General features: G+C 54.2%; 13 protein-coding genes. 5 read left to right on the forward strand and 8 right to left on the reverse strand.

The window, feature by feature from the left end:
- Positions 1–49: 49 nt before the first annotated feature.
- Genes pstA through DWB84_RS10520 form a run of 3 tightly spaced genes read right to left on the reverse strand, consistent with a single transcriptional unit; the run spans position 50 to position 3,762 of the window.
- Positions 50–1,324 (reverse strand): phosphate ABC transporter permease PstA, encoded by a 1,275-nt coding sequence (gene pstA, locus DWB84_RS10510; RefSeq protein ID WP_187409756.1) that lies wholly within the window; start codon positions 1,322–1,324, stop codon positions 50–52.
- Positions 1,317–2,714 (reverse strand): phosphate ABC transporter permease subunit PstC, encoded by a 1,398-nt coding sequence (gene pstC / locus DWB84_RS10515; protein WP_187409757.1) that lies wholly within the window; start codon positions 2,712–2,714, stop codon positions 1,317–1,319. The genes pstA and pstC overlap by 8 nt, the downstream gene beginning before the upstream one ends.
- A gap of 4 nt (positions 2,715–2,718) precedes the next feature.
- Positions 2,719–3,762: a substrate-binding domain-containing protein gene (locus DWB84_RS10520; RefSeq protein WP_187409758.1), complete on the reverse strand. Its 1,044-nt coding sequence runs from the start codon at positions 3,760–3,762 to the stop codon at positions 2,719–2,721.
- Positions 3,763–3,939: 177 nt separating this feature from the next.
- Here DWB84_RS10520 and DWB84_RS10525 point away from each other — a divergent pair, with 177 nt between their 5' ends.
- The 3 genes from DWB84_RS10525 to DWB84_RS10535 are packed head-to-tail and all read left to right on the forward strand — an operon-like array spanning position 3,940 to position 6,276.
- Positions 3,940–4,470: a TRAP transporter small permease subunit gene (locus DWB84_RS10525; protein WP_187409759.1), complete on the forward strand. Its 531-nt coding sequence runs from the start codon at positions 3,940–3,942 to the stop codon at positions 4,468–4,470.
- Entirely contained in the window at positions 4,463–5,833 is a 1,371-nt protein-coding gene (locus tag DWB84_RS10530; RefSeq protein ID WP_187409760.1) for a TRAP transporter large permease subunit, read from the forward strand. Before DWB84_RS10525 ends, DWB84_RS10530 begins: the two co-directional genes overlap by 8 nt.
- A 50-nt stretch (positions 5,834–5,883) precedes the next feature.
- The gene (locus DWB84_RS10535; protein ID WP_187410096.1) at positions 5,884–6,276 is read left to right on the forward strand and encodes an acyl-CoA thioesterase; all 393 of its coding nucleotides are present in this window, start codon (positions 5,884–5,886) and stop codon (positions 6,274–6,276) included.
- A 137-nt stretch (positions 6,277–6,413) separates the two neighbouring features.
- Here the strand turns inward: DWB84_RS10535 and DWB84_RS10540 are convergent, their stop codons facing one another.
- Both DWB84_RS10540 and DWB84_RS10545 read right to left on the reverse strand, forming a co-directional pair.
- Positions 6,414–7,148, reverse strand: a complete 735-nt coding sequence (locus DWB84_RS10540) for a LytTR family DNA-binding domain-containing protein (protein WP_187410097.1) — start codon at positions 7,146–7,148, stop codon at positions 6,414–6,416.
- A gap of 160 nt (positions 7,149–7,308) precedes the next feature.
- A complete protein-coding gene (locus DWB84_RS10545) occupies positions 7,309–8,289 on the reverse strand; it encodes a sensor histidine kinase (protein WP_370589703.1) in 981 nt (326 codons plus the stop codon).
- A 230-nt stretch (positions 8,290–8,519) separates the two neighbouring features.
- Between DWB84_RS10545 and argH the strand changes: the two genes are divergently transcribed.
- Positions 8,520–9,917, forward strand: a complete 1,398-nt coding sequence (gene argH, locus DWB84_RS10550; protein WP_187409761.1) for an argininosuccinate lyase — start codon at positions 8,520–8,522, stop codon at positions 9,915–9,917.
- 160 nt (positions 9,918–10,077) lie between these two features.
- Here the strand turns inward: argH and DWB84_RS10555 are convergent, their stop codons facing one another.
- Entirely contained in the window at positions 10,078–10,365 is a 288-nt protein-coding gene (locus DWB84_RS10555) for a hypothetical protein (RefSeq protein WP_187409762.1), read from the reverse strand.
- A 10-nt stretch (positions 10,366–10,375) separates the two neighbouring features.
- On the opposite strand from DWB84_RS10555, the gene DWB84_RS10560 reads away from it, so the two are divergent.
- On the forward strand, positions 10,376–11,788 hold the full coding sequence (locus DWB84_RS10560) for a cellulase family glycosylhydrolase (protein ID WP_255428947.1): 1,413 nt from the start codon (positions 10,376–10,378) through the stop codon (positions 11,786–11,788).
- Positions 11,789–11,958: 170 nt separating this feature from the next.
- Here DWB84_RS10560 and DWB84_RS10565 read toward each other — a convergent pair whose 3' ends face one another.
- Positions 11,959–12,741: a class III extradiol ring-cleavage dioxygenase gene (locus DWB84_RS10565; protein ID WP_187409763.1), complete on the reverse strand. Its 783-nt coding sequence runs from the start codon at positions 12,739–12,741 to the stop codon at positions 11,959–11,961.
- A gap of 150 nt (positions 12,742–12,891) precedes the next feature.
- Entirely contained in the window at positions 12,892–13,473 is a 582-nt protein-coding gene (locus tag DWB84_RS10570) for a septal ring lytic transglycosylase RlpA family protein (protein WP_255428948.1), read from the reverse strand.
- Positions 13,474–13,863 lie beyond the last annotated feature (390 nt).

Here is a 13,863-nt window from a genome sequence, read left to right on the forward strand (position 1 = left end):
GATTTGTGTTCGAGAATGTCGTGCATCGTGTTACCTCGTTATCCGCCGCTTACCAGCGGCGCTCCAAACGTTTGCGCAGCCAGACCGCGAGCGTATTCATGCAGACCAGGAACACGAGCAGCACCATGATAGCAGCGGAAGTCCGCTCGACAAACGCCCGCTCGGGACTGTCAGACCAGAGAAAAATTTGCACCGGCAATACAGTGGCGGAATCGCTGATGCTGTTGGGAATATCCATGATGAAGGCGACCATGCCGATCATCAGCAGCGGCGCGGTTTCGCCGAGTGCCTGAGCCATACCGATAATCGCACCGGTCAACATGCCGGGCATGGCGAGCGGCAATACGTGGTGCAAAATCACCTGCATTTTCGACGCGCCTATGCCAAACGCGGCGTCGCGAATGCTGGGCGGCACGGCTTTAATGGCGTTGCGGCTGGAAATAATAATGGTCGGCAGCGTCATCAGGGTTAATACCAGACCGCCCACCAGCGGAATCGAGCGCGGCATGCCGAAAAAACCAATAAAAATCGCCAGTCCCAACAAACCGAAAATAATCGATGGTACCGCTGCCAGATTGGCGATATTCACCTCAATAAAATCCGTGAATCGATTTTTCGGTGCGTATTCTTCGAGATAAACCGCTGCGGCTACGCCTATGGGAAACGACAAAACAAAGGTCACCAACAAAGTGAGCAAACTGCCCGCCACCGCACCGAGAATACCGGCCATTTCCGGCTCGCTGGAATCGCCGGAAGTAAAAAAGCGCCAATTAAACTGCGTGCGAATTTCACCCTGATTAATTAATTCGGCGATTTGCGCCTGGCGGGCTTCACTAGTGCGCGCGGTAAAAGGTTTGTCGCCTTGCAGCGATTTGTAATAGGTATCGACATCGTCATCTGCCAATACCCAGTAGGTTTTTTGTTGGCCCAATAATTCCGGATTGTCCGCCAATTCCGCGCGCAGATCGTATGCGGCGGCGATGCTGATCAAACCATTGAGTTCGCGTTTTGCCGCGCGACCGCTGACTTGCGGAAAACGCTGCGCCAACGCCTTGCGCAAAATGCCTTCGTAATTGCCACTCCGAATTTGAGTAGCATCATGCGCGTCAGTGATTTCGAGAATTTCTGGATCGAAATTGACGCTCAATTGAATATGAGTTTGACGAAAGGCCCCCAAACCGCTGCTGAAAATTTCGAAAAACAATACCAGCAGCGCGAGCACACCAATAATGACCGACACCACACCAAAAAAGCGAAAACGCCGTTCAGCGCGATAACGTCGCGCCAAACTTTTCTGCACCAGTTCCATCGGTTTTCTATTCATATTGCTCACGATACTTTCTCACGATGTACAGGGCGAAATAATTAAGGCCGAGCGTCACCATAAACAGCACCAATCCCAACGCAAATGCCGCCAGAGTTTTTGCGCTTTCAAATTCCTGATCGCCCACCAATAAAGTGACGATTTGTACGGTGACGGTGGTAACCGAATCGAAAGGGTTCGCCGTCAAGTTCGCCGCCAATCCTGCTGCCATCACCACAATCATGGTTTCACCAATCGCGCGCGCGGCGGCGAGCAAAATACTGCCGACAATACCCGGCAGCGCAGCGGGAATGACGACAAGCTTGACCACTTCCGAATGGGTGGAACCCAAACCCAGTGCGCCGTCGCGCAGGCTTTGCGGCACAGCGTTGATGACATCGTCGGACAGGGAAGATACAAACGGAATAATCATCACCCCCATCACCAAACCGGCGGCCAAGGCGCTTTCCGAGCTGATGGCAAGCCACTGATCCAGCCCTAATGACAAACCCAGATCGCGAATTAAAGGCGCTACCGTCAGTGCGGCAAAAAATCCGTACACCACTGTGGGAATTCCAGCGAGCACTTCCAGCACCGGTTTGATCAAACTGCGCATACGTGGACTGGCGTATTCGGTTAAATAAATCGCCACCATCAAACCCGTTGGCACAGCCACCAAAAGTGCAATGCCGGCAATCAACAAAGTGCCAGCAAATAAAGGCACAGCGCCGAAACTGCCGGAGCTGCCCTGTTGATCGGCGCGAATCGCGGTTTGCGGGCTCCACTCCAAACCAAATAAAAATTCGGTTACGGGTACGCGCTGAAAAAATCGCAGGGATTCAAATAAAACCGACAGCAAAATGCCGATGGTGGTGAGAATGGCGAGCAATGCGCAGGAAAATAACAGCCAGCGAAAAATATCTTCCACTTTTGCGCGCGCCTTGAGTTGCGGATTGATGCGCAGCCAAATCCAGATTGCACCTATAACGGCAAAACTCAGGGCCACTCCGGCTTGCGCCCAGCGGTTGATATTTTCCAGGGAGTTTAACCGTTCCGCCGCGGCGACAACGGAAGGATCGACCGATGCGGCACTGACGTGGCTCGCCGCCAGATTACGCACCTGATTCATCACCAGATCCATATTGCCGTGCGCCGCCTCCAACACTGCAGGCGCGATCAGCGGGTGCACCAGTTTTTCGATAAAAACGCCGTCGAATATGGACCAAAGAAAAATCACCACCAAACTGGGCAGTGCACACCAGAAGGCGGTGAGGGAGCCGTAATAAAACGGCAGGGAATTGAGCGTCCGCACACCGCCGACGCCCGCCACCACAAGGGAGCGGGATCGGCCGGCCCAGAATGCCAGGCCGCTGAGCAGTGCAACAATCAGCAACAACAAAGACGCATTCATTTTTTTACAGACTCATGGGCTCGAGTTTTTTCACACTCTCCGCCACAGTTTTGCGCCGTTTTTCTTCCATCGGAATCATGCCTTTTTCCGCCAGATATCCCTCGTCGCCCCAGGCTCTTTCACTGGTGAATTCTGCGAGAAATTCCTGAATCGCCGGAATAACACCGACGTGGGCTTTTTTGACGTAGAAATACAAAGGCCGCGATACCGGATAGCTGCCGTCAGCAATGGTTTCAAATTGTGGTTCCACACCATCGACGGTTGCTGCGCGCACTACATCGGCGTTTTGATCGAGAAAACTGAAACCGAAAATGCCGAGCAAATTGGGATTTTCCGATAGTTTGCGCACAATCAAATTGTCGTTCTCGCCGGCTTCGATAAATGCGCCGTCCTCGCGCACGCCGTGGCAAATGGCTTTGTAACGAGCGTTATCGCTTTTGTCCAAAGCGGCAATCCAGGGAAACGCTTTACAACCGCCTTCCATCGCCAGCTCCACAAAAGCGTCGCGCGTGCCAGAAGTCGGCGGCGGTCCCATCACGGAAATGGCTTTGGCGGGCAATTCTGGATTGACGTCTTTCCAGGTTTTATAGGGGTTGGCAATCAGCTCTTCGCCACCTTTCGGATCGGGAACTACCTTGGCGAGAGCGAGAAAAATATCGCGGCGGGAAAGCGCTATAGGTTCCGCTTTCTTGCTATTGGCGATAACGATGCCGTCGTAGCCGATAAACACTTCCACTATGTCTTTAACGCCAGCGTCCTGACAGGCTTTGAATTCCGATTCCTTGATGCGGCGGGATGCGTTGGCAATATCCGGCGTGCCCACGCCGACGCCTTTGCAAAATTCCTTAAAACCTCCGCCGGTACCGGTCGGCTCCACCTTGGGAGCCTTTTGCCCGGTTTTAAGGCTGAAGCGCTCGGCGACGACTTTGGAGAAGGGAAATACCGTGGAAGAGCCGACGACCATGATATGGTCGCGGCTGTCGCCAATTGCGGCACCGCTGATGAGAGGGCCGGCGGCACAGGTAAGGGCGAGCAATAGTTTTTTCACAAAAAGCCTCCTGATGGGGTCCGTATGAGAGCCATCCTAATGAGGCTATATGACAATTGTGTTGCAGCTCGAAAAATTGCCGCTCACATTTGGCAAAACTGCCTGCAGGCAAGAGCATTTTCCGCGGACATGGTTATAATGGCGGCCCCTCCGCGAATGCAGAAAAAGACAATAATTATGCGTTTCCTGCCCAGGATATGCCGCGCCATCGACCGGCACTGCAGCGCCGCCTCCGTCATCCTTGGTAAAGGCGTGGCATGGCTGACGGCTGTGATGGCCGTGGCGACCACTGTTATTGTGATCAGCCGCGCCCTATTCGATGTTGGCGCTGTCGCCCTTCAAGAATCCGTTACCTATATGCATGCGCTGGTGATGATGTGCGCTGCAGCCTATACCTTGCGCGCCGACGGCCATGTGCGCGTGGATATTTTCTATCGCAGCTATTCGCCACTGCAGAAAGCCTGGCTGGACGCGCTCGGCACGCTGCTGTTTTTATTGCCCTTCTGCATTTACTGCGGCGTCATTAGCTGGAATTACGTCGCCAATTCCTGGGCAATCCGCGAAGCCTCACCTGATGCTGGTGGCATCCCGGCAATTTTTCTAATGAAGTCCCTGATCATCGTCTACGGCGCCACCCTGGCTTTGCAGGGACTGGCGGAGCTGGCGCGCAACCTGATCACCCTGCTCTATGTGAACGACCATGAGTGATTTGCTTCCCCTGTTGATGTTTTTGGCGGTCTGCGCTGCGCTGATGCTCGGCTATCCCGTCGCCTTTACTCTCGCCGGGGTGGCGCTCTGGTTTGCCGGAATCGGCATTCTGCTCGGCCATTTTGATGCGCAATTGTTATTCGCCTACCCGGATCGGGTATTCGGCGTTATGACCAACGGCACCCTGATTGCTGTCCCCCTGTTTATTTTTATGGGCGTGGTGTTGGAGCGTTCCAAACTGGCGGAAGAATTGTTGGAAAACATGGCGCGCGCCTGCGGACGGCTGCCGGGAGGACTAGGGGTTTCGGTTGTGCTGGTCGGCACCCTGCTGGCCGCCAGTACCGGTATAGTCGGTGCCACTGTGGTGACCATGGGCTTGATGTCGCTGCCCACCATGTTGCGGCGGGGGTATTCACCACAATTGGCGACCGGGCTTATCTGCGCCACCGGCACCTTGGGGCAAGTCATCCCGCCCTCCATCGCACTGGTTTTGCTCGGCGATATTCTTTCCAGTTCCTATCAACAGTCTCAATTGGCCAAAGGGATTTTTAACGCAGCACCCGTGTCTGTCGGTGACCTGTTTTTGGGCGCGCTGCTGCCTGGATTATTGCTGGTTGTGTTCTATCTTTTGTACGCCTTCGGTAAAGGGCTGTTCCAACCGGCGCAAGCACCGCGCATATTGGAAGAGGAAAAAGTCAGTGCACGGCGTTTGGTGTTCAGCATCCTGCCGCCGATTCTGCTGATCCTGGTGGTGCTCGGCTCCATCATCAGCGGTGCTGCCACCCCAACCGAAGCCGCCGGAGTAGGCGCGGTGGCTGCGGTGATTCTCGCGCTCATAAAAAAGCAACTTTGCCGGCGTAAGCTCACCGCCATAGTGCACGACACCGCCAAAATGACCGCTATGGTGTTCACCATTTTGCTCGCGGCATCAGTATTTTCCCTGGTGTTTCGCGGTCTTGGTGGCGAGGCGATGATCGAACGGTTTTTCCATCACCTGCCCGGCGGCGTATTTACCGCTATGCTGGTGGTAATGGCCGTGATTTTTGTGCTGGGATTTATTCTGGATTTCATCGAAATCACGTTCGTGGTGGTTCCCCTGGTCGCCCCGGCATTGCTGGCGATGGGGGTAGACCCCGTGTGGCTCGGCATAATGATTGCTCTTAATCTGCAGACGTCGTTTTTGACTCCGCCCTTCGGATTCGCGTTGTTTTATTTGAGAGGGGTAGCGCCAGACGAAATTGCCACGCGCACGATCTACCAAGGAGCAGTGCCTTTCATTGTGATGCAGTTGGCCCTGCTGGTCGTGCTTGCCCTGTGGCCTCAATTAGCCACCTGGTTGCCGAACCTGTTAATGAAACAATGAAAACTACATACAACAACATTCAAAACTCGGTACAGAACAAGGTTATTTATATGGCGAAAATCGACGAAGATCCCGTGCCGTCCGGTGAGCTGGCCCTGCAAACGCTGGCCATGCCGAAGGACACCAATTCCAATGGCGACGTATTTGGCGGCTGGTTGATGGCGCAGATGGATTTGGCAGGCGCCATTATCGCCCGCGAAATCGCCAAGGGCCGGGTGACCACTGTGGCCGTTGGCAGCATGGCATTTCTGCGCCCGGTACCCGTCGGTTCAACGGTCAGCTGTTATTGCGAAGTTTTGGATATAGGCCGCTCGTCCATCAAAACGCGCGTAGAAGTGTGGGTAAAACATTACGACCGCTCGCAGCAGAAAGTGACCGAAGGTGAATTTGTTTACGTCGCCATAGACGACGCCGGCCGCACACGCCCAGTCAATAAAAGTTGATCCTCCCTCCGCGCACTACCCTAACCCCCCTCTCCCTCTGGCGGCTGGGGTGAGGGCAACTTAGCCCCCAAAAAAACAAAACGCCCGATGGGACACACCGGACGTTTCGGTAAATCAGATTACGTTTTATTTCGGCACTACAAGTTGGACAACAATTCCCGCACAGATGCCACATGGCGTCGACTGACCACCGGGCGGTACTCCGTCGTTTTTAATTTCAATTCGTATTGTCCGGTGGGCATGCGTTCGAGTTTTTCGATTTCATCAATGGCCACCAGCGCATTGCGGTGGACGCGCACAAACACGCCTTTGAATTCTTCTTCCAACTCTTTGAGCGTATCGTCGATCAGGGTCTCGCCATTGCGGTGCATGATGGTGACGTACTTCTGATCAGCGATAAAACAATAAATATCTTCGATCGGTACCAACTCCACACCACGGCGGGTTTTGGCGGCTATATTGCGCCGTCTTTCCGAGCGATCACTGTCCTGAGTAGAAGCAGCGCGCTGCAATTTGACGAACTTGCGCGCTTTATCCAGTGCCGCAGCCAACTGGTCTTTTTGTACCGGCTTGAGCAGATAGCCCACCGCGAGGGTTTCAAAAGCTTCCACCGCGTATTCGTTGTAGGCTGTGCAAAACACCACAGCCGGAGGATCACTCAATTGGGCAATTTTTTTGGCGGTTGCGAGACCGTCTTCGCCCGGCATGCGAATGTCCAACAGAACGATGTCTGGATCGAGCGTCTGAATAGCTTTGAGCGCCGCGTCACCATTGGCGGCCTCTCCAATGACGTCGAACCCATCAATGCTTTCAATCAAGCGCATGGACCGCTGACGAGCCAGCCCTTCATCATCCACGACTAATACATGCATCACACATTGAATCCGAGTTTATGACGGGCAGTTTTGCACCGTCAGTCTTTAGTTGTTGTAAGTCCTTGTAAGTGAGTCAATTCCAAGTCTGTTTAAGTGTAGGCCATAAGTGCGCCGACGAAAGGTTGTGAATACCCGCCTACTGCTGTTAACACGAAAATCAACCCACCACCGCCGGCGGCACGGCGGGAAATTCCACCGTCACTTCGTAAAAACTGGCGGTGGCCTGCACCTGCAGCTCGCCTTTTTCCCCGTAGTGGGCCTCTAGGCGGTGGCGGATGTTTTCCAATGCCATGCCGTTGCCTTTGTTGGACGCCTGCTGAGTATCACCAATCGGGTTGCGCACCTGGATGCGGCAGTGGCTGCCGACCCGCTTCACCGCAATGGTCACGGTACCGCCTTCCAGCAACGGCTGAATGCCGTGGTAGATCGCGTTTTCAATTAACGGCTGCAGCAACAAACTCGGTACCTTGGCTTCCGGCATATGGTCCAGATCCCACTCAACCTGCAGGCGGTCGCCTATGCGGATCTGTTCTATGGCGACAAACCTGCGGCACAGCTCCAGCTCGTTCTCCAGCGGAATCAATCCAGGCTCGCTCAAGGACGCGCGAAACAGCTCCGACAGATCCACCACCATTTTTTCCGCCGCGTCCTGATCTATAGCGATCAAGCTGGCGATGCTGTTCATGCTGTTAAACAAAAAATGCGGCCGGATGCGCGCCTGCAGCGCCTGAATCCGTGCGGTCAATTCCGCCTGCTGCTGATTGCGCAATTGCTGTTGCAGGTAGAAATAACGCAGAACAATGCCGGCAAACACGGCGGCCAGCATCAGGTTGGTGAGCAATTGATCCCAGGGAAATGGCCCGTCGAGGTCCTGAATAAAGGCGCCAACCACGGTGTATAGAACAGTAATGCCAAGCACCAGCAGGTAGCTGATCACCCCCGCGACCATGGGATGCTGGCGGCGGAACCAGGGTCTCAGCGGACAGAGGCAGGCGGCGCTGGTGAGCACGATCCACTGAATCAACATGGACAGCACACCGAGCCGGTTCCAGTTGAAGTCCACCACCCCGCCGTGCACCACAGTGAGCGCAATGGCCAATAACTCGCCCACCAGAATCAGGTGGAAAACTGCCTGCACCGTGCAGAGATCGGGCAGGAAGTCGCCGCGGAATGTGCGCCTGGATGTGTTGATAAGCGTGTCCTCTGTATGCGTTTTATCGTTATTCGTTCTTGAACAGCTCGGTGAAACCACTGCTCTGGCGAATGGCTTTGTTTATAATCCGCCACTTTTCGCAGGCGCCAGCAGTGTAACAACGCCCCAGGCGGCCATGCACTCATAGTTTAGACGCGGCAGAAGAGGAGCCCGAGATGAGCAAGAAAGAATCCACCAGCACCCTTTGGGGCGGCCGCTTCAGCGAAGCCACCGACGCCTTCGTCCAGCGTTTTACCGCGTCTGTCGATTTTGACAAGCGCATGTACCGCCAGGATATCCGCGGCTCCATTGCCCATTCGGAAATGCTCGCCAAAGTCGGCGTGCTGACCGAAGAAGAGAAAAACGCGATTCACACCGGCCTGCGCGACATCGAAGCGCAGATCGACAGCGGCGAATTCCAGTGGTCCGTCGAGCTGGAAGACGTGCATATGAACATCGAATCCGCCCTGACGCAGAAAATCGGCATCGCCGGTAAAAAACTGCACACCGGTCGTTCGCGCAACGACCAGGTCGCCACTGATGTACGCCTGTACCTGCGCGACGAGATCGATGTGATCGCCCAGGAGCTGACCCGTCTGCAGAAGGGCATTCTGGAGTTGGCCGAGCGCGAAGCCGACACCATTATGCCGGGCTTCACTCACCTGCAAACTGCTCAGCCGGTGACCTTCGGCCACCACTTGCTGGCCTGGTACGAAATGCTCAACCGCGACTATTCCCGTCTGCAGGACTGCCGCCGCCGCATGAATCAAAGTCCGCTCGGCGCTGCCGCCCTGGCCGGTACGACTTATCCGATCGACCGCGAGCTGACCGCCAGCCTGCTCGGCTTCTCCCAGCCGACCCGCAACTCCCTGGACTCGGTGAGCGATCGCGACTTTGCCATCGAATTCTGCAGCTTCGCCGCCATTCTGCTCACCCATTTGTCGCGCGCGAGTGAAGAACTGATTCTCTGGACCTCATCGCAATTCAACTTCATCAACCTGCCCGACCGCTTCTGCACCGGCTCCTCCATCATGCCGCAGAAGAAAAACCCGGACGTGCCCGAGCTGGTGCGCGGCAAGACCGGCCGGGTCAACGGCCATTTGATCGCCCTGCTGACGCTAATGAAGTCTCAGCCGCTCGCCTACAACAAAGACAACCAGGAAGACAAAGAGCCGCTGTTCGACGCCGTCGACACAGTGCGTGACTGCCTGCGCGCCTTTGCCGATATGATCCCGGCGATCGAGCCCAAGCGCGAAGTCATGCGCGAAGCCGCCAAACGCGGTTTTGCCACCGCAACCGACTTGGCCGACTATCTGGTGCGCCGCGGCACACCTTTCCGCGACGCCCATGAAATCGTCGGCAAGGCTGTTGGTTACGGGGTTAAAACCGGCAAGGATCTTTCAGATATGTCACTGGAAGAGCTGCGTCAGTTCGGCGGCAGCATCGATGAAGATGTGTTTAAGGTTCTGACTCTCGAAGGTTCCGTCGCCGCCCGCAACCATATCGGCGGAACGGCACCTGAGCAGGTTCGCCGCGCGGTTCAAGTTGCACGTAAGGAACTTAGCGAACGTTAATCCGCAGACGACGGGGCGGTCCTCCGCCTCGTTTCGCCTTGCCTTCATTCGTACTATTTCCCGATTCCCCTTCTATATCGCAGTTCTCACTTTTTTCACTCGCTTATAACTGCCGGTTTGACCCGTGTTATAGTGCCGCCCGCCATATGGGTTGAGCAATTTAACAATTGGGGACGATTATGATTTTCGATCTGGACTTTCTGCGGCGGCTGCCATTGGCCAAGTTGATCTGCGCCGGCGCATTCACCATGACTTTGGCTGCCTGTGGATCTCCTTCCAGCAGCTCATCCGGTAATTCAAGTTCTTCTTCGAGCTCTTCCAGCAGCTCATCAAGTTCTTCTTCATCTTCAAGTTCGTCCAGCAGTAGCTCCTCTTCAAGCAGTTCGTCGAGCAGTTCTTCCAGCAGCTCAAGTTCATCCAGCTCGTCTTCGTCAGGCGGAAATGGCATAGGCACACTGTTGGAAACAGACGGTACCTTCAGCAAAGGTCAGGGCCTTTTCATCGGCAGCGTCGCCCAGGGCACCAACGCTACCTTCTCCTGGAATGGCGAAGTCAGTGTGGCGATCCGCTCCCTGCCACAAATGGATTGGCACGTTCAGTTGATCCACGATGTTTCCGTGACCCAAGGACAGCAATACAGCATCTGCTTCCGCGCCAAAGCCGAAGGCAGTCGTACTATGTTGGTCAACATCGACCAGGGCGGCACACCGGGTTATGACAGCGTCATCACCGAAGGTCCCTACACGCCACAACTGTCCACCAGCTATCAGAACTATAAATACACCTTCGTCGCCAATACGACGGATACCTCTTCCCGTCTGACCTTCAACCTCGGCCTATCCCAACTGGGCGTCCAGTTGGATGACATAGGTATTTACCCTGGCTCTCAGTGCGGCGATCCAAGCAAAACGCCTGCGGCACCTACAGGTGTGGGCAGTTCCAATATCGTCGGCACCCCGCCCATCACCACTCAGGGCAACCAAGTGTTGTTCGGCGGCCAGCCTGGCAGTATCGCTGGCATGAGCCTGTTCTGGTCGAGCTTCGTGGAAGACGGCGGCAAGTTCTATACGGCGGAAGTGGTGCGCACGCTGAAAAATGACTGGAACGCAAAACTGGTCCGCGCGGCTATGGGCGTCGACGGCCCTGGCGGCTATCTGGAAGATCCGGCGAGCAACACCAACCGCGTGAAAACCGTGGTGGATGCGGCAATTGCCAACGATATGTACGTGATTATCGACTGGCACTCCCACAACGCCGAAGACAACAAACCGCAAGCCATTGCTTTCTTCCAGGAAATGGCGCGCACTTACGGCAATCGCAACAACGTGATCTATGAGATCTACAACGAGCCCGATTGCCCGACCAACGTGGTGCTGTGCGGCTGGGACAACAAAACTTCCTGGGCCACGATCAAGGCTTACGCGGTTGACGTAATCGCGGCCATCCGCGCAATTGACCCGGACAACCTGATCATCGTCGGCACGCCTTTCTATTCACAATTCGTCGATGAAGCGTCCGAAGACCCCATCAACGGCGTCAATATCGCCTACACTCTGCACTTCTATGCTGCGACCCATAAAGAGCAGGAGCGCAACCGCGCCCGCACCGCTCTGCGCAATGGCATTCCGCTGTTCGTGACCGAATGGGGTACTGTGACCGCCAGCGGCGACGGCGCTATGGATGTTGCGGAATCGGATACCTGGCTGCAGTTCCTCTACGACAACAACATCAGCCACGCCAACTGGTCGGTCAGCGACAAACTCGAAGGCGCCTCTATCCTGAAACCGGGCACCAACGGGGAAAACGGCTGGACTGACGCCGATCTGACCGAGACCGGCAACTACGTTAAGAGTTACATCATGGGCTGGTAATCCGCCCTGCTGTATGGAAGATCCAAGCGGCTAAGGAGAAATCCTTAGCCGCTTTTTTATTATCTGTAACTCGTCCTAAATTCCATCACTCACATGCCCTCACCTAAATCCTCTCACTGGTAAAACCCCCTCTCCCACTGGAAGAGGCTTGAGGTGAGGGCCGAGAACCTTTAATCGAAGGCGAACATATCCATCGCCAGAATCCCATACTCATAACTGCTGTGCAGATGCCGGACATTGCCAGCCCCACCCGCACCAAGGGCAACAAATAAAGGCAAAAGGTGTTCTTCAGAAGGATGGTTGCGACTGGCGTAAGGCGCCAGGGAGCGATAATTCAGCAGAACGTCAACGTCATTTTCTTCCAGGCATTTTTTCATCCAGATATCAAATTCGCTCACCCACGCCGGCACCGCAGAATCTATATGCTGACCGCGAAACTCGTACAAATTGTGGGTGAGTGAACCAGAACCCAGAATCAGCACATTCTCATCGCGCAGAGTTTGCAACGCCTGCCCTATGCGGAAGTGATCAGCCGGTGTCGCGCCGCGCACAACGGACACCTGAAATACCGGAATATCCGCTTGCGGATAGATCAAACGCAACGGCACCCAGGCGCCGTGATCGAGGCCGCGGGAGGTGCTGACGCCGACAGGAAATCCCCCCTGTTTCAGCAATTCCACTGCGCGCGCGGCAAGTTGGGGAGCACCTGCCGCAGGGTACTGTATGTCAAATAATGCCTGCGGAAATCCGCCGAAATCGTGAATGGTCTCAGGCTTCGCCGTCACCGATACCGCCGGCCCACCCATGGATTCCCAATGCGCCGATGCCACCAGAATTGCCGAAGGCGTCGGCAATGTCGCCCCCAGGTTTTTGAGAAAGTGATGGGCAGGGCTCTCCTGGATCGCCAGCATCGGCGAACCGTGGGAGACAAATAAGGAAGGCAAGCGAGCCATATCACCTCTCTAAAAAAACACGCGCAGAGTTATCAATAAGTAGGTATAGATAAAAGACCGCCGAATCGCCCAAACATTCAAGTATTGGTTTAATTGAAAAATGCAATTTGCCTAAAGAATTGTAACGGCGATTACACATCGCAAATCGAATTACTCGACCTGCTCGATCTTCACATCGATCACGCCCACTTTATGATCGCTGATATTGCCAAATGCGGATTTCGACAAATCAATAATTCTGCCTTGCACGAACGGCCCTCGATCATTGACCCTTACCACCACACTTTTTCCATTTTGAATATTGGTCACTTTCACTTTTGTGCCGAACGGCAAAGTCCTGTGTGCAGCGGTTTTTAAATCATGCCTATAAAGTTCCCCACTCGCCGTTTTTCGATTTTGGTGCTTATCCGAATAAAAAGCAGCTTTACCCGTCTGCGAAAATTTTTCAGATTTTTTATGAGAATCGATAGGCGCGGTAGCGCAACCCCAAAAGGCCAGCATGGCAAATCCCAAAAACAGCTTGGGTAAAATATGCATAAGAGATCTCCAACAATTGAATAAATTATTTTTTCTCAAAAAGAAAATCCATTTCGAATACCTCAACATCTTCTCTGTAACAAAACAGCTACCACTTACCCTGGTATTTTTATCGCACAATTTTCCATGACATCTTCGATGCGCCAAATCAACTTGGCGTGCAAGAACAAAATTATTTTTTCGCAAACTCTGCAAAAATGATCGTATCCACTTTGATTTTTGATCGTCTGCACGTGACGACGATGGCCACTGCTACAGATGCAGCCCCGCATAATCGGCACTGCATTGGATAGCTCATTATTTATACATGCCCTTCACGCGCGGATAACCTTGTTCAAAGAGTGCGGCAAGACACATAAGCGTTGCATTGGGCATGTGCGGCTGAAACGGGAGCTTCTGTTACATCCATATAAGAAACCTGGACTTCGTCAGCATCTGTCTGCCCGCCTCTATCCTTTAACATGCCAAATTCTTTCAGCGTTCGCCAAAGTGATATCAAGCCGATCACGTTAAAGGGCTAAATAAATCCTTACTAAGGTCGCAGCATCCTCCAGCTCAAAAGATATGGTCTCTATTGGAGGTGCA

The sequence above is a fragment of the Saccharophagus sp. K07 genome (assembly GCF_014336955.1).
Taxonomy (GTDB): domain Bacteria; phylum Pseudomonadota; class Gammaproteobacteria; order Pseudomonadales; family Cellvibrionaceae; genus UBA5868.